This is a genomic window from Pseudoalteromonas sp. L23 (genome assembly GCF_021728455.1).
Taxonomy (GTDB): Bacteria; Pseudomonadota; Gammaproteobacteria; order Enterobacterales; family Alteromonadaceae; genus Pseudoalteromonas.
The window spans coordinates 177,426-200,955 of sequence record NZ_JAKKCW010000002.1; the positions used below are offsets into that span (position 1 = coordinate 177,426).

General features: G+C 43.7%; 19 protein-coding genes. All 19 read left to right on the forward strand.

The window, feature by feature from the left end:
• Positions 1-6: 6 nt before the first annotated feature.
• Entirely contained in the window at positions 7-999 is a 993-nt protein-coding gene (gene tagF, locus L3V43_RS04575) for a type VI secretion system-associated protein TagF (protein ID WP_010604829.1), read from the forward strand.
• Positions 996-2,579 (forward strand): TssA family type VI secretion system protein, encoded by a 1,584-nt coding sequence (locus L3V43_RS04580; protein WP_237116018.1) that lies wholly within the window; start codon positions 996-998, stop codon positions 2,577-2,579. Before tagF ends, L3V43_RS04580 begins: the two co-directional genes overlap by 4 nt.
• 58 nt (positions 2,580-2,637) lie before the next feature.
• Positions 2,638-3,156 (forward strand): type VI secretion system contractile sheath small subunit, encoded by a 519-nt coding sequence (tssB, locus tag L3V43_RS04585; RefSeq protein WP_010604827.1) that lies wholly within the window; start codon positions 2,638-2,640, stop codon positions 3,154-3,156.
• Positions 3,157-3,167: 11 nt separating this feature from the next.
• Positions 3,168-4,694, forward strand: coding sequence for a type VI secretion system contractile sheath large subunit (gene tssC, locus L3V43_RS04590; RefSeq protein ID WP_174168826.1), 1,527 nt, complete (start codon positions 3,168-3,170; stop codon positions 4,692-4,694).
• Between the two features lie 80 nt (positions 4,695-4,774).
• Positions 4,775-5,107 carry a hypothetical protein gene (locus tag L3V43_RS04595; protein ID WP_102056852.1) on the forward strand — a complete coding sequence of 111 codons (333 nt, stop codon included), beginning with the start codon at positions 4,775-4,777 and terminating at the stop codon, positions 5,105-5,107.
• Positions 5,100-5,588, forward strand: coding sequence for a hypothetical protein (locus tag L3V43_RS04600; protein ID WP_233525154.1), 489 nt, complete (start codon positions 5,100-5,102; stop codon positions 5,586-5,588). Before L3V43_RS04595 ends, L3V43_RS04600 begins: the two co-directional genes overlap by 8 nt.
• A gap of 165 nt (positions 5,589-5,753) precedes the next feature.
• Positions 5,754-6,239: an Hcp family type VI secretion system effector gene (locus L3V43_RS04605; protein WP_010377064.1), complete on the forward strand. Its 486-nt coding sequence runs from the start codon at positions 5,754-5,756 to the stop codon at positions 6,237-6,239.
• An 82-nt stretch (positions 6,240-6,321) separates the two neighbouring features.
• Positions 6,322-6,723 (forward strand): type VI secretion system baseplate subunit TssE, encoded by a 402-nt coding sequence (gene tssE / locus L3V43_RS04610; RefSeq protein ID WP_010604823.1) that lies wholly within the window; start codon positions 6,322-6,324, stop codon positions 6,721-6,723.
• A complete protein-coding gene (tssF, locus tag L3V43_RS04615; protein WP_010604822.1) occupies positions 6,723-8,447 on the forward strand; it encodes a type VI secretion system baseplate subunit TssF in 1,725 nt (574 codons plus the stop codon). The genes tssE and tssF overlap by 1 nt, the downstream gene beginning before the upstream one ends.
• Positions 8,448-9,413, forward strand: coding sequence for a type VI secretion system baseplate subunit TssG (gene tssG, locus L3V43_RS04620; RefSeq protein WP_233525153.1), 966 nt, complete (start codon positions 8,448-8,450; stop codon positions 9,411-9,413).
• A 28-nt stretch (positions 9,414-9,441) separates the two neighbouring features.
• Entirely contained in the window at positions 9,442-12,129 is a 2,688-nt protein-coding gene (gene tssH, locus L3V43_RS04625; protein WP_237116019.1) for a type VI secretion system ATPase TssH, read from the forward strand.
• Positions 12,130-12,155: 26 nt separating this feature from the next.
• Positions 12,156-14,195, forward strand: a complete 2,040-nt coding sequence (tssI, locus tag L3V43_RS04630; protein ID WP_237116020.1) for a type VI secretion system tip protein TssI/VgrG — start codon at positions 12,156-12,158, stop codon at positions 14,193-14,195.
• Between the two features lie 16 nt (positions 14,196-14,211).
• Positions 14,212-14,634 carry a hypothetical protein gene (locus tag L3V43_RS04635; RefSeq protein ID WP_045963381.1) on the forward strand — a complete coding sequence of 141 codons (423 nt, stop codon included), beginning with the start codon at positions 14,212-14,214 and terminating at the stop codon, positions 14,632-14,634.
• A 17-nt stretch (positions 14,635-14,651) separates the two neighbouring features.
• Positions 14,652-15,803 carry a hypothetical protein gene (locus L3V43_RS04640; protein ID WP_235368108.1) on the forward strand — a complete coding sequence of 384 codons (1,152 nt, stop codon included), beginning with the start codon at positions 14,652-14,654 and terminating at the stop codon, positions 15,801-15,803.
• A complete protein-coding gene (locus tag L3V43_RS04645) occupies positions 15,790-16,830 on the forward strand; it encodes a DUF2169 domain-containing protein (protein ID WP_010604816.1) in 1,041 nt (346 codons plus the stop codon). The genes L3V43_RS04640 and L3V43_RS04645 overlap by 14 nt, the downstream gene beginning before the upstream one ends.
• On the forward strand, positions 16,820-17,722 hold the full coding sequence (locus L3V43_RS04650; RefSeq protein WP_235368107.1) for a hypothetical protein: 903 nt from the start codon (positions 16,820-16,822) through the stop codon (positions 17,720-17,722). Before L3V43_RS04645 ends, L3V43_RS04650 begins: the two co-directional genes overlap by 11 nt.
• Complete coding sequence (locus L3V43_RS04655; protein WP_235368106.1) at positions 17,719-18,741, forward strand: DUF4150 domain-containing protein; 1,023 nt, start codon at positions 17,719-17,721, stop codon at positions 18,739-18,741. The genes L3V43_RS04650 and L3V43_RS04655 overlap by 4 nt, the downstream gene beginning before the upstream one ends.
• Positions 18,738-22,547: a toxin VasX gene (locus L3V43_RS04660; RefSeq protein ID WP_237116021.1), complete on the forward strand. Its 3,810-nt coding sequence runs from the start codon at positions 18,738-18,740 to the stop codon at positions 22,545-22,547. Before L3V43_RS04655 ends, L3V43_RS04660 begins: the two co-directional genes overlap by 4 nt.
• 13 nt (positions 22,548-22,560) lie before the next feature.
• The gene (locus L3V43_RS04665; RefSeq protein ID WP_235368104.1) at positions 22,561-23,517 is read left to right on the forward strand and encodes a hypothetical protein; all 957 of its coding nucleotides are present in this window, start codon (positions 22,561-22,563) and stop codon (positions 23,515-23,517) included.
• Positions 23,518-23,530 lie beyond the last annotated feature (13 nt).

The following is a 23,530-nucleotide window of genomic DNA, read 5'->3' on the forward strand; positions in this document are numbered from 1 at the left end:
ACAGGCATGTTCGGTTTTTTTAATAATAAGAAAGTCGCCAAGGTACCAACGACTCAGCCATTTGGATTTATGGGTAAGAACCCAATCCAAGCAGACTTCATTAAGTTTAACGTTGATTCAAGAGAAGCGATTACGCTTGAGCGCTGGCTTCAAGAAGGGTATGCAGACATGAGCCGACAGGCGTTGATAAAAGATGCATCTTCTCAAAAAGAGCAGTCAACGCTATTTTTTATCGCCTCAGGTCAAGACGAAAACTGTTTATTAGGCACATTACAGCCAAGCGAAGATAAAAGTGGAAGACAATATCCATTTTGTTCGTTCGTGTTATCGAGTAATGCGGACTACAAACAAAACCCTGCATTTTTATTTAGTGAATGTGGTAGTGCGTTTAAATCATTAAGCTTAAGCCATGAGCTGATCAGAAACTGCAGTAGTGTTGAGCAAATGCGTCATAGCGCGCAGGAGCTTAAGCAGGTAAGTGAGCTGGTTTCGCAACCGATTGATTTCGATAAGGCGATGTCTTCATTACGAGCTTCACCGATACAGCGTGTATGGGATGCACTTGAACTAGAAGATCTTGACCAGCGAGCACAATTAATAAGCCAAGTGATGTCTGCGCTCAAAATGATCAAAACACAAGGCTGTTTGCGTTGTCAGTTCGGGTTGAAGTTACCGATGCCACAAGTGGGTGAAGATACTCAGCTGTTAGGTGCATTTTGGCTACATCTAATTACCAATATGGTGGCCGATCATCACTGGCAGCCTTGGTGTTTTTACAACTATGGTCAATTGAGCCAGAAAGCTTCGCTGGTGGTGTATTGCAGACCTATGCCAGCCTCGTATTTTGCGTCTGTTTGGCTTGAGCACAATAGCTTGTCAACGACCATTAATCTAACAGGGACTTTGCCTCAACATCCGGTGACACCGCATATGTATGAATTGGCAAAAGCATCAAATATGAGTGTTTTCGATGCGTTAAGGAGTTGGAGTAAGTTATGAGTCAACCACATAAGTATCAGAGCTGGCAGCAGTGGCATGAAAACTTATTGGCGCCTTTAGGCGGTATGCCATGCGGTGACGATTTAAAATACGAAGAGTCATTTAAATTACTAAAAGGTTCTTCATCTGGTGTTGCCGAGCCAGACTTCAAAGCCAACTTTATTTTGGCATCAGAACTGTTAGAAAAACAAACCAAAGATATTCGCATTGCGTCGTATCTAGCGTTGGCCGCTACCAATGAGTTTGGGCTAGAGGGTTTGATCCACTCGTTAGATTTGTTTAATCAGCTTTTGCAACAGTATCAGGCGCAGATCCACCCTGTGAAAGAACGTGCGAGAGCATCGGTTCATACTTGGTTCTTACAACAACAACAGCGCTTACTTGGTGTTGCTACAGCGCACAGCGCGACAATGCCGGAGCAGTGGCCAGAATTAAAGCGTGTACTTGAACAGTATGCAACAGACTCGGTGGCGATACTTGATGCAGACTCAGGGCCGCTTGCCGATTTAAAACACTGGTGTGAGCAAGGTTTGGTTTCGCAACCAGTTCCTGTACAACCTGTTGCGACGGTACAAGAACCTGTTGAAAAGCCTGAAGTGGCAACCGCTGAACAGCCTCAAGTACAGCAATCTGTAGCGGCGACTTCACAGCCTACAGCTGTTGCTTCAAAGCCAGTTTCCACGCTTGCTATTGTAGTGGAAACACCACAGTCAGACTCTGCCTATACAGAGCAAGTTCGTAAATTATTGGCGTATGACAAAGAAAGTCAAAATTGGATGCGGGCAATTCGCTTGGCGCGCGCAGTAAGATGGGGGGCGCTTGCATTACCACCACACGATAATGAGTTGAAAACGCGCCTACCAGCTCCCAGGCAAGCCGCATTTGTGCCTATTGAAAACGCCTTAGCCGCACAAAACTTTGTTCAAGCGTTAGAAAAAGCAGAAGCCTTATTTATGGAAGGGGCGATGCATTTTAATCTTAATTTACAGAGGCTAACCATTTCTGCACTTGAGGGGCTCAAGCTATTTAAAGAAGCACAGTGGATAGAATTAGAGTTAGCGGCAATTGCTGATCAGTATCCAACACTGTTAAGTCTTAAATATGAAGACGGAAGTGAGTTCTGCTCCGCGGCGAATCGCGAGCGAATTGGTGAGCATAAACTACTAAGCCAAGGTGAAGGTGCAGGTGCAGATGGAGGCCAAAAAATTTGGCTAGACAAATTTAAAGAAGCGCAGGCGCTTGTTGACCAAAACAAGCTTGCGCAAGCACTGCAGCTAATGGAAGGGTTTGCCCAAGACAAGTTCGATTTTGCGAAGCAAAAATTATATCAAGCCCGTTTATTAATGCGTAGTGAGCGCGCTGATCTTGCCTATCCGATGTTTGAGCAGCTGTTAAAAGACATTGAACAGTATCGACTGGATTTATGGCACGAGTCGTTTGCTCTGGAGGTTTGGCGTTACGCTAAGCAATGCAATGAAGCAGTATCTACGGAGCAAGGAGATGAATTTGACCTACGAGCAACCGCGATAAAGCAGCAGATGCTCGTAACCAAAGTAAGCTCAGCGATTGACTGGGTTTGATTGTTAACCGCTGGGCTTGTAACGGCAGGCGCAACGACTGATTAAATAAGGAAAGACTATGTCTGATACGTTTCAAAAAGAGATCCCAAGAGCGCGGATTAATATAGCGCTTGAGCTGGAAACCGAAGGTGCAACGCAAAAGAGCGAACTACCGATGAAAGTTTTGGTTGTGGGTGACTATTCCAACGGCCAAAACGACAGTGACCTCGCTGAGCGTGAGCGCATTGCTATTAACAAAAATAATTTAGAGCAAGTGCTTAAAGACATGTCACCAAAAGCAAAGTTCCAAGTATCGAACAAGATTGCGGGTGACGGTGATATTGGTATCAACCTGACGTTTGATGATTTTAAGTCATTCGACCCAGAGCAGGTTGCAGCGCAAGTACCAGAGCTTAACAAGATGATGTCGATGCGTAACTTGTTACGTGATCTAAAATCTAACTTGCTTGATAACTCAACACTGAGAAAAGAACTGGAGCGTATTTTACAAAACAAACCAGAGCTAGATGAGTTAAAAGCACGCCTTAATGAGCTGGCGCCGCTTTTATCTGAGCAAGAAAAACAACCGCAAGAGTAAGGACACGACCGATGAATATGCAAGAAACGTTAAACGTTGAGGCGCGTAAAGAAGAGACTTTGACTGCTTCAGCTTACGAAACAATCTGTAATCTTGTGTCTATTGAGCCGGTTTCAAGCGAAATCAGCATTGATAACTTCCGTGACGCTAATAATCTTGCGGAAACAGACACCAATGAGCGCTTAACGGCTGCTATCAATGTCTTTTTAGACATGGCTACTAATGACAGCAAAGAAGTGTCGCGTATCGACAAGCTATTACTTGATGACTACATCGCTAAAGTCGACAAAATTATTTCTGAACAGCTGGACGAAATTTTACATCATCCACAGTTTCAAAAAGTAGAGTCAGCGTGGCGTTCACTACGTTATTTGGTGAATCGTTGTCCAAATAACTCAAACGTAAAGCTTGAGCTACTTGATGTTGATAAAGAAACACTACGTGATGACTTTGAAGAAGCACCAGATACCACGCAATCTGCGCTTTATAAGCAAGTGTATACAGCTGAATATGACACACCAGGGGGCGAGCCAATTTCGACTATGGTGTCGAACTTTGAATTTGATTGTTCAGCGCCTGATATATCGTTATTGCAAGAAATTTCAAGGGTTTCTGCAGCAGCCCATTGTCCTTTCTTAGGCAGTGTTGGTGCTAAATTCTTCCTAAAAGACTCGCTTGAAGAAGTGTCAAAAATTCAGGATTTGGGCTCTTACATGGAGCGTGCTGAGTTTTTACGTTGGAAGAACTTCCGTGAATCAGAAGATGCACGTTACATAGGCTTAGCGTTCCCACGCTTCTTACTACGCTTACCATACGGCGACTTAAACCCAATTCGTCACTTTAACTATCAAGAAGACGTTAGCAGTGAGCATCATGAACGTTATCTATGGGGTAACGCGACATTTGCGTTCGCCGCAAATATCGTCCGTAGCTTCCACCAAAATGGTTGGGCGGTAAATATTCGTGGTCCACAATCTGGTGGTCGCGTTGAAAATCTACCTCTGCATTCTTTTGAGGCAGGTCGCGGTCAAGAAACTAAGATCCCAACGGAAGTACTTATTTCTGAAACCAAAGAGCTTGAGTTTGCAAACCAAGGGTTTATCCCTCTGAGCTATTACAAAAACAGTGACTTTGCGTGTTTCTTCTCTGCAAACAGTGCGCAAAAGCCACAAATTTTTGAGACGCCGGAAGCCACCTCTAACTCACGGATCAATGCAAGATTACCTTACATCTATTTGGTATCGCGTATTGCGCACTATATGAAGGTGATCCAGCGTGAAAATATCGGCTCCAGCAAACCTCGTCACGAGCTAGAACAGCAACTTAATGATTGGTTAGGTGCATTAGTTACTAAGATGAATAATCCAGACGAGTCTCTAATTGCTACGCACCCGTTAAAGGATGCCAACGTGACGGTTTCGGAGATCCCAGGTAACCCAGGTTATTACCGTGTGAATACGTATGTGGTTCCACACTTCCAAGTGGAAGGTATCGACGTACGCCTCGCACTCGTTGGGCAAATGCCGGGTGAAAAATGAAGGCCACCTGAAGAACCAATGAAGCGTATATAGGGCGGGGAAACCCGCCTAAATTTCAAATCAACTTTAAGGATAAAAGTATGAGATGCCCAAATATAACTGGATTAGAGTTTTCTAAAAAAAATATTGAAAATTTGGAAGCTGTTCGAGATTTAACAAAAAATACTGATATGTTAGCGCAGGTCTTTAGTATAGGAACATTTGCTGCAATCTTCGTTGGAAATGGACCTCTCGTATCTCAATTTAATATCGCAAATACAGACTTTGCAAAAATGGCAGAGGCTCTAGGCGCTGTACCAAAAATGAAAAGGCATACAATATCGAGAATCTCATTTAGTGCTTACAGAAATGCTACTTCGCACAAAGAGAGAGAATTTTGGAAAGCGTTAGTTAAAGGATGTAAGAATGAATAAATTATATTATTTATTAGTGTTGTTTTTGCCAGTTGTGACCTCGGCAGAAACATTAACACCAGAGTTATTCTTTGCAAAAGTTAAATTACAAGAAACAACCATTTCCTACACAAAATCAATGGAAACATGTTTTGAACATACTCCACGAGTTACGCCAAGTCAGTTAGAAATAGACAAACTTGAAACAGAATTAGTTGTAGATGCGGTATATTATTTGCATTACGTCGCGCTTAACCATTGTATGAAAGACGAATATATTCGTTTCTTAAGTGCAGTTAACTACTACAACTCTTTGGTTAATCGTGATGAATGGTTAGAGGTTGATAGCTTTGTTATTTCCGCTTTGGAGGAAGAAGTACGTGGAGAATTCGAATTCAAACAGTTACCCGAAGCAGTTCAGCAGCACTTTTTGCAGCTGGATATACTAAAAACGCCATTTGATGCGGCGACGTTAGTGATGGAATTACGTGGTGACTTATAACATGTAGTGAAAGATTGCCCCAAGTTGGCTGCCACCAACTTGGGACATGTTCCCAAATTGGCATAAAGCGTGGCGCTTTGTTTGGGGATCAAACGTGAAAAACATGCGTTTGATCAATGCCTTTAATAATTAGGAAACATCTTATCTTAAAAGGAGAAATTAAAAATGGCAATTCCAGCGTATATGTGGTTAAAGGACGACCAAGGTAACGACGTTAAAGGTTCAGTAACTGTAGCTGAGCGTGAAGGTTCAATTGAGATTTTGCATTTCGATCACGAATTGCGTATCCCAACTGATAACGACACGGGCGAGCTAACAGGTACTCGTAAGCACGAGCCTTTTGTTATCACAAAAGCTGTGGATGCTGCTACTCCGTACATGTACAAAGCGTGTTCAAACGGTCAAACATTAAAGCAACTTGAGCTTAAATGGTACCGTATTGATGACACCGGTACTGAGCGTGAGTACTTCCGCCATACGCTTGAAGACGTGAAAATCACTTCAATCACGCCAACAATGCACAACGTTAAAGATTTGGATAAAGAGCGTTATCCTCACCTTGAAACAGTGCACATGCGTTACAAGCGCATCACTTGGACGTACCTAGACGGTAACATTGAGTTCTCTGACTCATGGACTGAAGGTCGTTAATTTCGAGTGTTGGAGGCCTGCTGGCCTCCTTTTCAAGCTTAAACTAGTTCGCGCAATGAATGAATAGAGAGCGTATTTTTCTATGGCCTTATTTGATTTGCTAGCTCAACCATCACGCCAAGCCTATAGCGATAACAATTTATCGCATCTAAGCGACAGCGTATGTAAACACCTAACGCAACTGTTGAATGCGCGTAGGGGAGTGCTTGAGCACTTAAGCGATTATGGTTTACCGGATGTGGAAGATTTATATGAAGGGCTACCTTATTCACAGCAAACACTTGCCAATGAAGTAAAGAGAACCATAGAAAAGTACGAACCAAGAATTACCAACCTCATCGTTCGACCCATCGACATAAAAGAGGAAAACTGTGTGATTCGATTTGAGATAAGAGCGCAATTAAAAACCGGCGAGATAATCAGATTGAATACTAAGTTTGCATCAGGTGGTAAAGCAAACGTCAATGCAGGAGGAGCAGACTAATGGATATGCAGCAATATTTTGATGCGCAAATGAGGCTGTTAACACAAGCCGGTAAACAATTTGCTCAGCAGTATCCCGAACACGCCGGCTTTTTAAATATTGACGCATTAAAGGATAGAGATCCTCATGTTGAGCGCTTGCTCGAAGGAGTCGCTTACTTAACAGCATTTACGCAAAAGCGATTGGACGAGACGCTACCTGAAGTGTCTGAGCAGGTACTCAGACAGATTTGCCCAATATTATTAAACTACTATCCGTCTACGACGGTGCTAGAGTTTGCGCCAAAACTCACCATGCAAGGACTGGTGAGTGTGCCAAAAGGCGCGAAAATATCTTCCCATAAAAGTGACAACGCGCCTGTGGCTTGTCACTTTACTACCACCGCAGAAACGAAAGTGCTGCCGTTTGAGATCTACTCTGTGGACTATCATGAGATCCACACTGGTGCGACGTTAAACTTGCACCTCAAGCGGTTAGGCCAAGGCAGTTTAGATGATTACGATCTCTCTAAATTGCGGGTGTATTTACGTGGTGACACGCCGCTTTGTGCCAGCCTTTATCAAATGATGAAGAATCCAAACGCAGCGATAGGGGTTGAGACAGGAAAGCTTGGTAGTACGACGCAATATACCTTGAGCAAATCAAAAATAGATGCCGCTTTTCATAAAGACAGCACCGGAATGCTGCCGAACAGCGAACAGAGTCATCCCGCTTATGCGTTGCTGCTTGATTACTTTAACTCTCGTGAAAAGTTCTATTTTGTTGAACTAACGGGACTGAATACACTAAATATTGATCCAGATACTAATACCATCAGCATCAAAATAGCCAGTGATATTAAATTACCACCCGGTAACAAAGTAAATGCGGATAATATCCTGCTTAATTGTGTACCTGCGGTAAATATCTACCCGGTAGATGCCGAGCCTATCCGAGTCAGTGAAAACCAAACCGAATACCAACTACATCCAGTGCAAAATAAGCTTGGAGAGAGTTTTTGTTATAGCGTGAAGTCGGTACAAGGCGCAAGCAGTAGCACCGGGGAAGCCATCGACTTTGTTTCTCGGTATAGCACGGTATATGAAGATAACGCCCATTTGTATTCACTGATAAGCCGCGACATTGGCGGGGTATCGCCACAGACTTACATTCAGCTTTCAATGCAAGAAGTAGGTGATATTACCACTTTATCGACGGATCTGTTGGCACATAACGCGGCGTGGCCAAGGCAAACACTGCAAGAAGGCGATATCAATGCACAAAGCGCTGATGTGCCGTCGGTACTTAGCGTTAAAAATGTCGTAAGACCGAGCAAGTTGCTTAATTCTCCTGATTTGGCTTTACATTGGCAGCTCATTAGCTTGTTGAACATGCGTTTTTCTCAGCTTGCGGAGCCGACCCAGCTGAAAAAGCTATTGGCACTGTTTGATTGGTCGGAGCGCTCTGAAAATCGAAACCGTATTGAGAGTATCCAAGGCGCTGAATCTAAACCTATCTCATTGCTACAAAAGGGCGTGTTCGTTAAAGGGATAGAGATCCATTTAACTCTAAACGAAAAGAGCTTTGTTTGTACGGCTGATGCGTATCATTTTTGTGATGTGTTGCATCAGTTCTTTAAATTATATGCGCCAATTAACGAATGTTTAAAAACCCGAGTGACGCTGCTGCCAAGTTACCACGAGTGGGAATGGGATGTGACGGCAGGCGACAGTTATCAGGTGTAAATGATGGAGCAGCAAAACCAACCCATTTGGGCAAAATTGCCAGAGCCGATAGCTAAATTGATGGCCACACCTTGGCGTTTTAGCTTGTACAAGGCGCTAACGCTTATTGAACAGCACTGGGCTAGCAATAACGAGTTACAAAGTGGCCATAGTCATCGCGTTGAAATTGCACCGTATAAAGAACTTGGGTTTCCAGCATCGGATGTTAGACGCTGCGAATTACAAGTAAGGCAACGAGGCAAGCTGAGGCTCGAAACTTCATTCCTCGGTTTGTATGGCGTTGATGCTGCGATGCCGCACTACTTGTTAGAGCAAGCCGTAGGAGACGAGGAGATAGGTGCAAGAACACGTGCATTTTTAGATCTCTTTAATCATGTGCTGTATTGCCAGTTATTTCAAAGTTGGAAGAAATCTCAGATAAACCTAGCGGGCATAGGTGCGCAGCAATTTGATCAAATAGTTGCTGCAGTATTTGAAAATAACCAGTCAGATAAGAGCAAATTAAACCTAATTAGTGCCAAACAAACCAGCGCAGCTGGGCTTGAGCAAGTATTAAAGCAAGCGCTACAAGACGAAAGCTTAACGATTAAAGATAATATCGTTGAGTGGGAAGGAATTACCGAAGCGGGTAAGTTAGGGTCAAAACAAAGCGGCTTTTCGTTGGGCGGCAATGGCATATTGGGCAAACGTGTATTGGTGACGGGCAATCGTATTTGCATTGAGCTGGGTCCAATGGACGAGGCTGAGGCGCAGCTATATGAGCCCGGTGGTGTAAAAGCCAAACGTTTATCACAATTATTAAATTGGCACACCTCCACCAAAATGAATTGGCAACTGGTTGTGCAGATCAATCGCCAAGCACGCGAGGGAACTCGGTTAGGAGCTGGCAAGCTTGGGATAAGTTGTGCGATAGGTAAAGTTAACGCACGCGTAGAGAAGAAAATATATTCACAATCACAGTTTTAATGCGAACGGGAATAGCAAGGATTAAAAGATGGACGCAACAGGCATAAAGAATCTCATAGACAAACTCAATCATCACAGCGCGACAGCGTTGGAAGCCGCGGCTGGATTCGCAGCGAGTCGAAAGCATTTTGAAGTGCTACCAGAGCATTACCTATTAAAGTTAATGGAAGAGCACAATGACGGCGATGTTGCGAAGATCTTACCTTTCTTCGAAGTTGATCAAGACGCATTGTGGAATAGTGCACTCGAGTTTATCAATCAACAAGATGCTGGCAACCCGAGCAAGCCGGTTTTTTCCCGTCGTCTCTATGAGTGGTTAGAAAAAGCGTGGCTCAGTGCAAACATGCGCCATCAGAATGATTGGATCACAGGAGCTGCGCTTATTGACTCGTTCAAAGACATGGCGATATACAGCCCTGCATTTGGGCTGGCACGCGAGTTCGACAAGATTGATACACACTTCTTAAAGCAGAATTTAAATAAGATCTGTAAAGGCTCGACTGAGCGCCAAGTATTTAGTAAGCCAAATGCTGACAACACGGTGTCGAATAGTCGTTCACAAGGTGAAAGCGCACTAGAAGCATTTTGTGAAGACCTCACTGAAAAAGCACGTTCAGGTGCAATTGACCCTGTCCTTGGGCGCAACGAAGAGATCCGCCTCGCAATTGATGTGCTGTGTCGTCGCCGAAAAAATAATCCAATTTTTGTCGGTGAACCTGGGGTTGGTAAAACGGCAGTGGTAGAAGGACTTGCTCAGCGCGTTGTTGAAGGGCAAGTTCCGCCAGAACTTAAAGAAGTAAAGATCTGCGTACTGGATATGGGCCTACTACAAGCCGGAGCTGGTGTCAAAGGTGAATTTGAGCGCCGTCTTAAACAAGTCATTGATGAAGTAAAGAGCTCAGCAACGCCCGTTATCTTATTTATTGACGAAGCGCATACCTTGATTGGTGCTGGTGGCGACGCAGGCATGGGAGATGCCGCAAACCTACTAAAACCTGCGCTTGCACGTGGAGAAGTAAGAACACTTGCTGCAACGACCTGGAGCGAATATAAAAAATATTTTGAGCGCGATGCTGCGCTTGAGCGCCGTTTTCAATTAATTAAAGTCGATGAACCAACCGAGCAAGCTGCAAAGCTCATGCTCACCGGGCTGAAAGATAAATACGAAAAGCACCACCAAATTCAAATCACAGACAGTGCAATTGAAGCCGCGGTTACTTTGTCTGCACGATATATCACAGGTAGACAATTACCTGACAAAGCCATTGATGTACTAGATACCGCAGCTGCTATGGTCAGAATGGGACCGGCAACATCGCCTGTGGTGATTGATAAAGCCAAAGAGCAGATCCGTTACTATCAAAGCAGAATTGAACGTTTGGCAATCGAGTCAAAGCTTGGGATTGCAGATCAAACTTGCATTCAAAGTCTCACCGATGCGCTTACACAAGCCCAAGAGCAGCTTGCTGAGCTTGAGCAAAGCCGTGAGCTGCAAATTGATACTTATAATGCCTTACACGGTGCAAGTGACGAAGAGAAACCTGCGATTAGACAAGCGCTTGCTGCGTTAAATCAAGATGATAATGCTATTTTCTCTGAAGTGACTAGTGATACGGTAGCGCAAGTGATTGCAAGTTGGACTGGGATCCCTGTCGGTAATATGGTGAAAGACGAGCTGGAGAACTTACTTAAGCTTGAGCAATCACTGGCACAAAGTGTAGTGGGGCAAAATGCTGGATTGACTGCGATTGCACAAACATTACGGGTTGCAAAAGCGGGTGTGTCGGCGTCGTCTGGCCCACTGGGCGTATTTTTATTAGCAGGTCCTTCAGGGGTGGGTAAAACCGAAACGGCAAAACACATAGCCGAGCTATTATTTGGTGGTGAAAAGTTCTTAACCACGATAAACATGAGTGAATATCAAGAAGCACACACGGTATCACAACTCAAAGGCTCACCACCGGGGTATGTGGGTTATGGTGAAGGCGGGGTGTTAACCGAAGCGGTGCGTCAACGCCCATATTCTGTGGTGTTACTTGACGAAGTGGAAAAAGCCCACGCAGATGTCATGAATATGTTCTACCAAGTGTTTGAAATGGGCGTAATGCGTGATGGTGAGGGGCGTGAAATTGATTTTAGAAACACGGTTATCATCATGACTTCTAATTTAGGGGCTGAGCAAATCATCAATGCTTGTACACCAGAAACCGAGCAGCAGGCCATGCAACAAATGGTGGATGGGATCATTCAGCAAGGCGTACCTGAAGATGAAGAAGCACAAGACAACAACGAGGAAGAAACACCGTTTGAGAGACCGAGCTTTCAGCAGCTAGTCAGCTTAATTAAGCCAAACTTGCTCGCGCATTTTGCACCTGCGCTTTTAGCACGTATGCAGGTTGTGCCTTTCTTCCCGCTTGATACCGATGTGTTAAAACATATCGTGGCACTTAAGCTTGAGAAGGTCGCAGCGCGACTTCGTGACAATCACGCTATACAACTGCGCGTAGATCAAACGGCGTTAGATTATCTAGCCGATAAGTGCGCTATGTCTGATAGTGGCGCACGATTGGTTAACGCAACAATTGAACAGCAAATTTTACCTGGGATCGCTCGCTCAATTTTGGGCTTTATGAGCGAAGAAGATATGCCAGATTTGCTGACGCTGACACTGGATGATAATGGTGAAATTGAAGCCGTATTCGCCGACTTAAGTTAACGGTAGATACGAGTAAGGAGACAAAAATGGAAATGTTCGCATCACTTGCCGATAAACTGCCTAAGGCAAACGAAAGTCACTTTGCAATCGAAATTGCGGGGTTGTCTGGGAGTTTATTTAAAGTATTGAGTTTTGAATCACAGAATGACAGCTTATGCAGTGACTATCGCTTCGATATTGAGGTGTTAAGTGAGGAACTAATTGAGCCTGATTTGGTGATTGGTAAAGATGTTACATTTTCCATTACATGGGCTATGTCTGACAGAACGGTTTCGGGGATTATTACCGAATATGTCTGCCATGGTCGCAGTCATCAAGGCTACGTGTATACCTTATCCTTTCAATCACTTTTGGTGTTACTCAAACATCAACGATCTAATCGCGTTTTTACCGACATGTCTGCGGATGCCATCGTTAAAAGTGTGTTAGACAAGGCAGGGTTCCCGTCAGGAAAATTGCAACTGAAGGCATCATCACCATCCCTTGCTATGACTGTGCAGTACGATGAAAGTGATTTTGACTTTGTAACGCGTCTAATGCGCCGCTACGGTTTTGTTTACGGCAGCACAGAGTCAGCGGGCAGTCAAGCCAATCTGTCAGTGTTTGGCCGCAGCAGTGATTTTTCTGCAGAGATGGAAGAGATCACCTTGCCTTATGCGTCACCTACCGGACAAGTTAGGCCAAGTGAGTCTGTCTTTGCCTTTTCTAAAAAAGCGAGCCTACTAAATAGCGGCTTTAGGCTGTACGACGAAGACTATGAAAAATGCTGTGCGTTGTCTGTTAATAGTAACAATCAAACAGAGGTTGGTGGCTTTGGTGAAGACAGTATATTTGCTGAAAACTTCATGACTGAAGGAGATGGCGACGCGCTTACCAAAGTACACCAGCAAAGCATTGATTGTCAGCGAAATCTTTTTGTTATTGATACCGACTGTCGAGCTCTTCGTCCAGGTGTAGCTTTAACCATAACCGATCACCCTAATTACAGCGGTCGTTACTTAGTGGTGTCCGTTGCCCATAAAGGCTGTCAAGGTGGCAGCGTTGAATATGGCTCCAAGGTAAAAGGCTTAACCTATAAAAACCAAGCGACGATCATCCCAATTGATGTGCAGTTTAAAGCGCCTGTCATAAAACGCAAAAAGGTCTTTGCATCGTTTAACGCCACGATCGAACAAGAAGTGGATAACAAAGGACGGTATAAAGTCAAGTTGCCATTTAACCAAGATGGTGAAGGGGAAGAGAGTAAACCGACTCGACTTATGCAGCACTATGGTGGACCGGGTGGATACGGCATGCATTTTCCTTTAAACAAAGGAACTGAGGTCATGGTGGCGGGTGAAAATGGTGATTTAGACAGGCCAATTATTCTCGGTGCGCTATTTAACGAGGAGGCACTAAGCCCTGTAACTTTTGAGAATTCCAGCGAAAACAAATTGGTGACAAGAGCGTCAAACACTTTGTTGATGGATGACAAAGAAGGCGAAGAGAAAATTCAATTGTTCACCAAATCGCAAGAAAATATACTCGAATTTAATGCCACCGAAGGTAGCGAATTTATCAAGCTTGAAACCAAAAAAGGTTACATCGATATTAAATCGAAAGAAGCGATGACGCTGCAATCACAAGCGAATATTGTGGCACAAGCCGACAAAGAAATAAGCATTCGCGCAGAAGATGCTGTTTATATCCAAAGTATTGAGTCCAATATTGAGATCAATGCCAAAGAGGCTATTCAACTCACCGCAGATACCGACATTAAAATTCAGTCTGCTGATAGCAATATTCAATTCGAAGCGCAGCAATCCATTAATCTAGAGGCCGCGCAAGACATCAGTTACTTCAGTGTTGACGGTAACGTCGAGCTTGCGGCGCATAATGGTAACTTCACTATCAATGCCGATAGAAACATTTCTATCGTTGGCCAAGGTAGCGGCTCAATTCAGCTTTCTCAAGGCGGCGGTAAAATAGAAATTGATGCGGCAGGTAATATTACCATTGATGCGAACAACTTGAACTTAAGCGCCAGCAACATTTCAGTGTCTGGCTCTGCAATTAGCCATAACTAAGCAGGGAGCAAAGTCTATGAAAACCAATGTCGTACAATTTCCACCATCGTTGAGTAACATCGTATGGCGTGTATCTGCCATTGATAAATTAGGCAAAGTGTTACGAGTGAAGTGTGACGAATCTAATGTAGAAATGAAGGTTAAAGGTCAATTAGACAGTGTGACACGCGTAAGTATTGACGACGAAGTGTTGCTACATAGCGTGGCAATGCCTATCGTTATTGGTCGCTTAGCTGCACCGCAAGACTTTCCGGCAGCGTCGGTGACAAATAACAACGGCACTGTGGTGTTAAATGGCGAGCAAAAAGTCTGTGTCAAAACCAAAAATGGCAGCATTGCGATCAACGGCAATGGTGAGATACAGCTTGAAGGTAAACTGTTAAACGCCGATATTGAGCAAGATCTCAGCCTCCAAGGCTGGCCAATTCGATTAAATTAAGCTGATACGGTGTGACTATGTTTTTAGCTGCAACCAAATTGGCCGTTCACCGTCAGCAACTCAAGTCGCTTTGGCGTCATTATCAAAAGTTTAATGCACGCCAAGTAGTTGAGACTGGGCGTTTACATGCTCTTGAAAAACAACTATTAAATCATGTGTATACCTTAGCTGCGACGGACGAAGAACACTGGATAAATCGCTCCCAACTAGATTGTATCGCGCATGGGTCGATTGACGATGTATTTACGTTAACCCAAGAGATTGATTCACCACAGCTGTTGTTACTTATTAACCATCTTTTTGGGACAAGAGCGCTTGAAGCCCAAGCTAGTGAGATCATCACGGCGATTAACAGCGAGCCTGCGCTTGCTGAGCTGCTCATTCATAACTTGTCAGCATGGCGCATTGATTTTGGTGATGCACTCAGGCAGCGAATTTTATCAACAGATGAAAATTGGCCTACGAGCCTTATCTATTTAGCATTTAGTACGGCTAACTTGTCGCGCCACCAACTCATGGCCGCACTTGAACATAGCAACCCTGAAATTGCCTACACGGCATTGGTGAATATGTGGCTGTGTAATACAGAGCAACTTTCAGAGCACTTAGTTAAGCGGTTTGCGATGACCGATGATGCCGCGCTAAAAGCAAAACTATTGCAGCTGGCAGGTTTACTCGATGAGCCAAAATGGGATGAACCATGCTTACTTTATTGTCAGCATAATCCAAGCTACATTGCAGAAGTATTTCCGTACTTTTCTCATACCCGTTCGTTACAAAATCTAGTTAAGTTACTCGAAGCCCCCAGTACCGCTCGTCCAGCTTACGAGGCGTGGAAACAAATCACCGCTCTCGACTTGCCTGAAGAATTTGCAATAAGTGATGCACAAACTGGCGTTAAGTCTCAAAAATCGCAAAAATTACCCAGTTTTAAGCAAGCAGAATACGAACGCCAAGCCCTAATTACAGCAAATATCCAACATCAACTCGCAGGGCGTAAAGTCTCTGAGCCAGCGGCTTGGTTACAACAGGGATTGGCTGGCCTTGCTATACAGCGCAAGCTTTCCAAAATTTCCTCGTATGCACTTGGCGCTGCGCTTTTTTACATGCCGATGGCTTATCTTCAATGGCAATCAGTAAAGCAGGAGTTGAACCATGCTAGTGAATGAATCCGAGTGGCAAAGTAGCACGGTTGAGGCTTGGGATGAGGAAAAAGATCCCATCGTAGTCATCGCTGTGAAGCAGAACTTTGAATACGACGTAAAGGGTAATGTGTATCCCGATCCAACTGGAGCGCCAGTTGTGCTTGCTGATGACTTTGACGGTGAGGGGCTTGAAGCCTGCCTAACCGCCGTTAGCGAAGTTCAGCCCTATAAAACCGGTTTTGAAGTATACGGTGAATTGACCTGTTTTCCACCAACCGATAAGCAAGCGCGAGTGATTGAAGTTGGACTAAAACTCGGCTGTAACGACAGTGTATTTGTTGATAAATTACTTCGAGTTACTGGTGAGCGTGTGTGGAAGCGATCGCTATTCGGGCCTGTGGCGAGCGATCCACAAGTATTATCGTCCTGTGTATTAAATTACCAACTTGCCTATGGCGGAACAAGTCCGTCGGATGAAGAACAAGTTTCTACCCAAAATCCCCTTGGTCGTGGTTATAAGCTCAAAAATAAAGAAGCGAAAGGCCAGCCATTGCCACAAGTGGAGTATGCTAATCAGGTATTAAAAAAGCCGAGCCACGACACTGCGGTTGCAAGCTTTGCAGCGATCCCGCCATTTTGGTCGCCAAGGATGGATAAACTTCCTGAGGTTGACGAAGCCCAAGCTTTAGCGGGCAAGTTTCCATTTAAAGCAGCAGTCCCCGCTGCGCATTATCAAGTCGCACCGCAAGACCAACAAACTCAAAACCTATTTAGTGATGGCTGGTGGATTGATATGATGGGCTTGACGCCAGATTTGCCTTATGGACAAAGCCTGAAGCTGACGTTACCAAGAGCTGTGCCACGTTGTCGTTTAGTTAATGGCCCAGACGCCACGCCTATTGATATGCAGTGTGATACGCTGGTAATTGACTCGCAAACACAGCAGTTTTCATTAATTTGGCGAGGAAGGGTAAAAAAGAGCCAAACAGGCAGTAACAGTGTGTTCTTAGTCGAAGAGGCGCAAGCGCAAGGAGTGGCACATGCAGTTTGAATTAATCGCGCTAGAAACCCCCGCCGGTAACCACCCCAGTGCTTTATATACCGCGGTCGCAAACAACATGCGCTTTTGCACGCCAAGCAAAGCCATTGTTAGATACGATAGAAGCCTCGATGCACCATACTTGCGCGCACAAATTGAAGAAATCTCGGTCACACTGCGTAAAGACCGCTGTTTAGCCATTCTAGAATCTTTATTAAGCCAGACTAAGCAACGGTTTGATGGCAGTGCCAACGCGTGGGATGGCACCATTAATCTAGTTACTGCCAACACAAAAGCAGAAGAGCCATATATAGAACTGTCCGATGTTAGGGCGCTTTGTGACCATCTTGATCTGAACGTTGACTATATTCAGTTGTATCAAGTGCTTGATATTGATTCGCTCTCGCCAAATAGTCTCTATGTATTTGTAGATAGTTGCGTTGGTTATGATGAAGCGTCAAAACCAAACTGGGTAGGCAAGCTACAAGTTGTTGGCGGCCCCGAAGGTGTTGTATTAAGTGAAGGCGGTTGCGTACTGCTTGGTACAAGCGCTAGTAAAAATGCATGCCAAACCAAAGCATACCAGGGCGACTTAGGTGAGCTATTAAAAGAGCTGCACGCAGAGGTAAGTGAGCCCTATATTTCAACCCGCTTACTCAGTGAACAGTGGCAAAGAGAATGGCTTAATGCCAGCCGCGCCTTGTACCAAGAGCATGACGCGTTAATTGAACTCAACAACACGGCAAATACCATTGGTTATATTGGCGCTGGCCATAATGCAATAGGACTTGCGGTTGCTAGTAGTTATCTACATAACCCGTTAAATCGCCATATTGACAGAGTGTGGCTGATCACAGAGCAAGAAAAACCACAATTAATCTCAGTAACAAGGAGTGTGTTATGAGCTTTATCGCGGCAGTAAAAGGAAAAGAGCCTGATTCAATTCAGTACGATCAAGATGCCATGTCTGCAATGCTTCGAGTAGGCGGGAGTGTGTCGTGGCGACATAATAATCCCGCATTGCTAAAGCTTACTATCGCAGCGAAAAATAATGGTGCTATTGGCTGTGTAAATGGGATTGCCGTATTTCCTGATAAAGCAAGCGGTGAAAACGCGTTTATAGATGAGATTGCGCGCGCTAAATATGGCGATATGATGCTAGGTGAAATGATAACCGAATTTGCCAATGACTATATTGTCCCACCGCCTAAGTGGAACGATGAAAAAAACGAGCCGATTTTACCTCATGAAGAACCAGAAACTGGCATGGATATGCATAAGCCCATTGACAACGCTCGGGCATTTTTAGGTTTGGTTGAACGCAAAATAGGATGGCAAGCTGGCACTGAGGAACAAATTGAAAAAGATGTAGATAGCGAAGCACAGCAGGTAGGCATCGTGAGCGGCCAAAACGTATTAATTAATGGTCGCACCGCAGTCCATAAAGACAGTGGTGGCATGCTAAATACCATAGATGTGTGCTGGACTAAGATTGGTAAGGTTGTTGTGCCAATTCCTTATAGCAATCTCGCCAAATCAGGTGATGCAGCGAGCACCGCAAGCTCGGTAAAAATTAACGGCAACCCTGCAGCCAATATAAAAAGTAACTTTTCAAAAAGCACAGGTGACCAACCCGGTAAAAAGAAAGGCATTGCCAGCGGCACTATCAAAGGCAAAGCAGAGTTTATTACTAGCTCTTTTGATGTGTATATCGAAGGAAAACCCGCCGTGCGCCAAGGAGATCTTATGATCTCTAACAGTAAAAACACGCCACCTGCTCCTCTTAACCAACCTGGCGGTGCAACCCCTAGCTCACTGTCAGTGGCAAAAAGAGATGCAACCCCCGATAAATCAGGAAGTAAAAAGTTAAAAGTAAGCGTATCAGGTAAAGAGTATTACAAGGATGGAGTGAAACTAGGATGAGTGATTTTACAGTACCAGACTTAACGAATCTTGAAACCGCTCACAGAGAGCTGGTTTTTGAAGGGCTAGCAAACGACCAAGAGAAAGTGTCTTTGATGGTTGCTGATACTAACCCAGATCTTGGCACCTCGGGATACTACAAAATACCACTTGGTACTTCTTCGGCGAATGACACTGCACAAGATGCAGAAGTGGAGTTGGTCCATATTTATCCGTTGAGAATGGGGATAGACGGAGAAGATCAGCTAAGAGAAGGATTTATCTATATTTACGTTGACGGACACTTATGGCGAGAGCTGGAAGTACTTCCAAGGGAAAATGGTGAAGGTGTCGCGTTTAAAGATGTCAATTTAGCCTTTCAAAAGGGTCATAGAGTTATTCGTGTTGCTGAATATTCTTATAAAAAAGATAACTATGGCAAAGAGTGTAGTGTAGACAATACGGAATTAGCACTTGAGATGGTTGACAAAGGTGAGCGAAAAGCCACTACAGAAGAGCTCAGTACCATCATCGTCCCAAACAAGTTGTATGGTCAACAGTGTAGTGTAGAAATTGCTTATTCAGAAACTCAATGGAGCTGGAAGCAAATTGAAGCATTTGGCGGTATGGCTGAAACGGATCCGCGTTTAAATTATGGACCAAGTGTAAAGCCCGGTCTTAACGGAGACCAAGCGACCAACAGACGTGCCAACAGAATGCAAAAACTTGATAAACTGGCAAGTTTTAAGCAGGGTTACGATAATTCGACATTACCCGATCACCTAGTTTTACCTGTTCCAGATATGTCAGGTGTGTATGTACCGGTACTAGCCGACAGTATAGGGTTAGCCCGTGACACCAGCGCCAGGGTTGCGATATATCGCAAGGAGTTGTTAAGCCTTCCCGTAACGTCAATACAACAAGATCCTGAATTTAAATCAGAGTCTAAGACTGAACGTTTCGAACCTAGTCCAAACCAATTGGCAAAGCGTTCGTTAGCAACTGCAATTCAGAGCACATTCTTTCACTATCCAAAAGGAATAGAAAAGAAGAAGGCGCTCGGAGTGGAAGTTGATGAAGACGCTGAGGATCTTGCACAGCAGTATCGGGAATATATAGAAGATAGCTTCAGCACCACTGAATTTAGAAAATATCTTCACACTGACCGCGCCTTTGAACTCGGTCTGCAAATTAATCAATCAAAAGCGAAGCTCTTTGAGATTATGAGCGACGAGCAAAAAAACAATTCTTTTTATTACTCCATTGAAGACTATGCCTACTACGATGATATACGCCGGTGCTTACTATACGCAGTATGCTCCGATGTACTCGGCCCAATAAAGGACTTAACCATTACCCTGATCAGTCATTTTGCGGTGTCAGACGATGATTTCAAAAAGTTAGATGAATTGGATGCGAATGACGTAGGGCAAGAGTGTTGGCTAAAAGTGATGGGGACGCATCCGACTGAAAGGCTAAGATTAATTGAGCTGCTCTATCCTAAAAAGATAAAGGATGAGATGACAGCGTATGAGTGCCGTCTTAAAGGTTCAAACGACGAATTTGACACGCGCTTTGATCTTACGCTTATGCAAGATAACTTGCAGCCCATGCATGACCAAGACTCATCATTTACAGATGCGGTAATACAAGTACTCCGAAGAGCCTCACAGGCGATGTGGGGATTCTTGGTGATTGGTCTCGAGGTGCCAACTGGATTAAATGCAGCGCAAGGGCAGGATATTAAATCGGTATACGGAGACCGTAAAGCCAAAGCAGAAACGCTAGCGCTTGATACAAATGCACTAAAAGATGAAAAAGTGGCACTAGAGCGCTCTATTGAAGCTAAACAAGCAGAAATTAGTGCTTACATTAAAGCGCGTAACCAAATTTTAAATGCGGCTGTTGCAGGAGGCATGAATCCTGACTCAGTAGTGGCACAGCTAGACTTACAAATAAAACGCCAAGAGCAAGCATTACGTGATATCAAAAAAACTGCCTCCAATGTGCAATACCAACTAACGAATGCAAAGAGAGAGCTTAGTGCATTGTCAAGCTCTATAGAGTATGCAAAATCAGCTAGATTTGAAAACAGTGTCAGAGGGGATCTCTTTGGTCGATTTAAGCAATTAGTAGATGTTTCGACAAATGGTTTGATAAAAGAGATTAACCTATCAATTGCAGACTATTTAGATGGCAATTTACCTGATGGATTTTTACCACTGGACTTTCAGTCAAAAGCTGAACGAGCATCTAAGCGCCTGAATGAGCTGGAAAAAGCGGCAGAGGCGTTTGCTGATAGTCATCAGAAGACCCCTGTAGCACACCCTTATGTCAGAACTGAGTTAGGTGGAGGACAGATTGTTCAGCAACAGTTAGATCATATTTTGTCTCTGGATGGTACCTTGGGTGAAATTGAAAAAACACTGGAGCGACAAAAAATAAAAGCCGAATTTGCACAAAAACGCTTACAGCAAAAAGTATTGGTGTTGGATGCGAGTAAGATTGCCAAACTTAATTTCGAAGTTGGGGATATAAGAAAAGAAGTTCAAGATTATACAAAAAGAATAAATAGAAATAACTGGAAGCTTGAGAGCCTCAATAAAGAAGCTGACTCCTTGAAGCGGCTCTCAAAGTTTAGTGTAAAACCTCAAGTTTATAATATAGCCTTAAACGGAGCACTGTCTTTTGTTGCTGCATTAGAGGCAGTTAATTTATTCGACACTATGAAAAATGTTAACGCAAGTGGTCTTGCGAAAGTGTCGGCAGTATTCGACTTTGCCGATATTATGATCAATATCGGTGCAAATGTGGTAGAAAAAAAGGCTGGGTTGCCCACTGCGAAACAAGTTAACGCTATTTTAAAGAACTCAGCAGAACACATATCTCCAATGGGAATGTTAAGAGGGGTACTGGTTTTTACAGCAAATGCGGTAACGTTAATAGCTGCAGCCGTTAGTGCTTATGTTGCGTTTAAGGATGCGATGTTAGAAAAGAAAAGCGGAGATACTGCGTTATATTACGCCAATATGACGATGATGGTGGGTTTTTTGTCACTAACCGCTTCAGCAAGCTTAGTCGCTGCAACACATTTAATTTCCGCCTTAAGTGTTGGCGCAGTCGCAACATTTGGCGCTATTGCAAGTGCGTTAGGGTTATTGGGTTTGTTGATTATCTTAATTGGTGCTGGTTTACTACTTGTTTTTCATGAGTCTGAAATTGAGGCTTGGCTAAATGCCTGTCCTTGGAGTAAAAAGCAACAACAAAAATATATAGACGATAGCAATAAGTCTTCTGCTGTAAGGGCGTCAACATGGCAACATAAAATGGAAAATGCATTAACCGATTTTTATAGTATGTTGTACTCGCCTGCGATAAATATTCAAAGATTTTTAAGTGTGTTTAAAGTGCAGGTAAGCGCGCCACTAACCAATGAATTAGAAGGGTTTTCTGCTCGTTTCTACTGGTCAAAAGAAGGTGATGATAAAATACAGGAGCTAAATCATCATCAGTTGGCCAAGCTTAGCAGTGGTTGGAAGCTATATCCTAATCGAACCGGTTATTACTTTGAGTTCACTGAAGGAAAACTCTGTGAACTGCTAAACCTAGAAGTTGGTAGCTCTATTGAGTTAATCATAGAAGTAGAAAGTTATCCCAATGGCAAAGGTAAAAAAGTGATCGAGAGCGCTACAGAGTTGTACTCCTTGCCGACGGTGGTGACTAAAAAAGACGATGGTTATTTGATCACTAAAGGGGTTAGATACATTAAAGAACTTTCAAGATTAAATCAAAAGTTCAGATTTCCTGAAAGGCCGCCAATAAGATAGAAGGAAACGAAGAATGAAAAAGATTGAAGAGATGACTCAAGAAGAACGGGATATTTATTTAATAGAAAGGGCTAAAGAAAGAAACAGAAAATACCGCGAAGAAGCTACCGAAGAAGAAAAAGAAGACTTTGCAAAAACTGACGCATATATAGATAGAGAAACAGGTTACCGTCTTAGCGGTATTTTTTATGAAGAACTACCAAAAGATCATCTTCATAACTTAAGCTATGAGGAACGCTTAGCCAAGGCTGAAGAACTAAACGGTTGTAAGTTTAAAGAAGCAAAACCCTGTAAAGACAGATTTGCGCCGAGAGACGACTTTAGTGGTGTAAGTTACTCGAGTAAATGTGATGGCCAGATTGTTTCTGTACCGCGCTCTCCAGGGCTATGGTCACTTAGATTGCTTTCATTGGTATGGGGTCCTTTGGCTGGAATAAGTTTATTAGTAGTTAGTATGACAGACGACAGTATGCCAGCTGGGCATTCATGGTTGGGGCTGTTTTTACTGACTGCATTCCCTTTAATAATGTACAAATTAGGGAATGCAATTCGTTTTATTGATGCAATAGAGTTTAATCGCCATACCGGTCTGGTAAAAACGCCTTACACCTTATTCAGAAAGCCATTTTATATCCCCATAGAAGATCTTGAGTATGTTGTTGGTCCAGAAGTAAAGAACGCACGAGGTAGCGCATCGATGCAAACGGGTTACTTAAGTTGTAGAAAATACCCAGAACATTATTGGTTGGGAAATCGTATTGGTATTGCAGGGGGAGGTGATGTTCACGATTGGTCACAAATGAATAGGTTTATGGATATTACTCAACCGATTGACGAGTACTATCACAAATCTATGGAGATCCAGTTTAAGAATAACAGGAATGCTCACGGCAATGGCCCATTTCCAGAGGTGATGAAAAAGTACTTTGATGCTGATGACTGCCAAATTAATCGCATGGAAGTGTGGTAGGCGTTAATCATTA

Excerpts from the sequence above, each read along its gene's own strand:
- L3V43_RS04645 (WP_010604816.1), top strand. The coding sequence starts at position 15,790 with ATGCTAGTGAATGAATCCGAGTGGCAAAGTAGCACGGTTGAGGCTTGG.
- L3V43_RS04660 (WP_237116021.1), top strand. The coding sequence starts at position 18,738 with ATGAGTGATTTTACAGTACCAGACTTAACGAATCTTGAAACCGCTCAC.
- tssF (WP_010604822.1), top strand. The coding sequence starts at position 6,723 with ATGGATATGCAGCAATATTTTGATGCGCAAATGAGGCTGTTAACACAA.
- L3V43_RS04640 (WP_235368108.1), top strand. The coding sequence starts at position 14,652 with ATGTTTTTAGCTGCAACCAAATTGGCCGTTCACCGTCAGCAACTCAAG.
- L3V43_RS04595 (WP_102056852.1), top strand. The coding sequence starts at position 4,775 with ATGAGATGCCCAAATATAACTGGATTAGAGTTTTCTAAAAAAAATATT.
- tssC (WP_174168826.1), top strand. The coding sequence starts at position 3,168 with ATGAATATGCAAGAAACGTTAAACGTTGAGGCGCGTAAAGAAGAGACT.
- L3V43_RS04600 (WP_233525154.1), top strand. The coding sequence starts at position 5,100 with ATGAATAAATTATATTATTTATTAGTGTTGTTTTTGCCAGTTGTGACC.
- L3V43_RS04635 (WP_045963381.1), top strand. The coding sequence starts at position 14,212 with ATGAAAACCAATGTCGTACAATTTCCACCATCGTTGAGTAACATCGTA.
- tssH (WP_237116019.1), top strand. The coding sequence starts at position 9,442 with ATGGACGCAACAGGCATAAAGAATCTCATAGACAAACTCAATCATCAC.
- L3V43_RS04665 (WP_235368104.1), top strand. The coding sequence starts at position 22,561 with ATGAAAAAGATTGAAGAGATGACTCAAGAAGAACGGGATATTTATTTA.
- tssI (WP_237116020.1), top strand. The coding sequence starts at position 12,156 with ATGGAAATGTTCGCATCACTTGCCGATAAACTGCCTAAGGCAAACGAA.
- L3V43_RS04655 (WP_235368106.1), top strand. The coding sequence starts at position 17,719 with ATGAGCTTTATCGCGGCAGTAAAAGGAAAAGAGCCTGATTCAATTCAG.
- tssG (WP_233525153.1), top strand. The coding sequence starts at position 8,448 with ATGATGGAGCAGCAAAACCAACCCATTTGGGCAAAATTGCCAGAGCCG.
- tssE (WP_010604823.1), top strand. The coding sequence starts at position 6,322 with ATGGCCTTATTTGATTTGCTAGCTCAACCATCACGCCAAGCCTATAGC.
- tagF (WP_010604829.1), top strand. The coding sequence starts at position 7 with ATGTTCGGTTTTTTTAATAATAAGAAAGTCGCCAAGGTACCAACGACT.
- L3V43_RS04650 (WP_235368107.1), top strand. The coding sequence starts at position 16,820 with ATGCAGTTTGAATTAATCGCGCTAGAAACCCCCGCCGGTAACCACCCC.
- tssB (WP_010604827.1), top strand. The coding sequence starts at position 2,638 with ATGTCTGATACGTTTCAAAAAGAGATCCCAAGAGCGCGGATTAATATA.
- L3V43_RS04605 (WP_010377064.1), top strand. The coding sequence starts at position 5,754 with ATGGCAATTCCAGCGTATATGTGGTTAAAGGACGACCAAGGTAACGAC.
- L3V43_RS04580 (WP_237116018.1), top strand. The coding sequence starts at position 996 with ATGAGTCAACCACATAAGTATCAGAGCTGGCAGCAGTGGCATGAAAAC.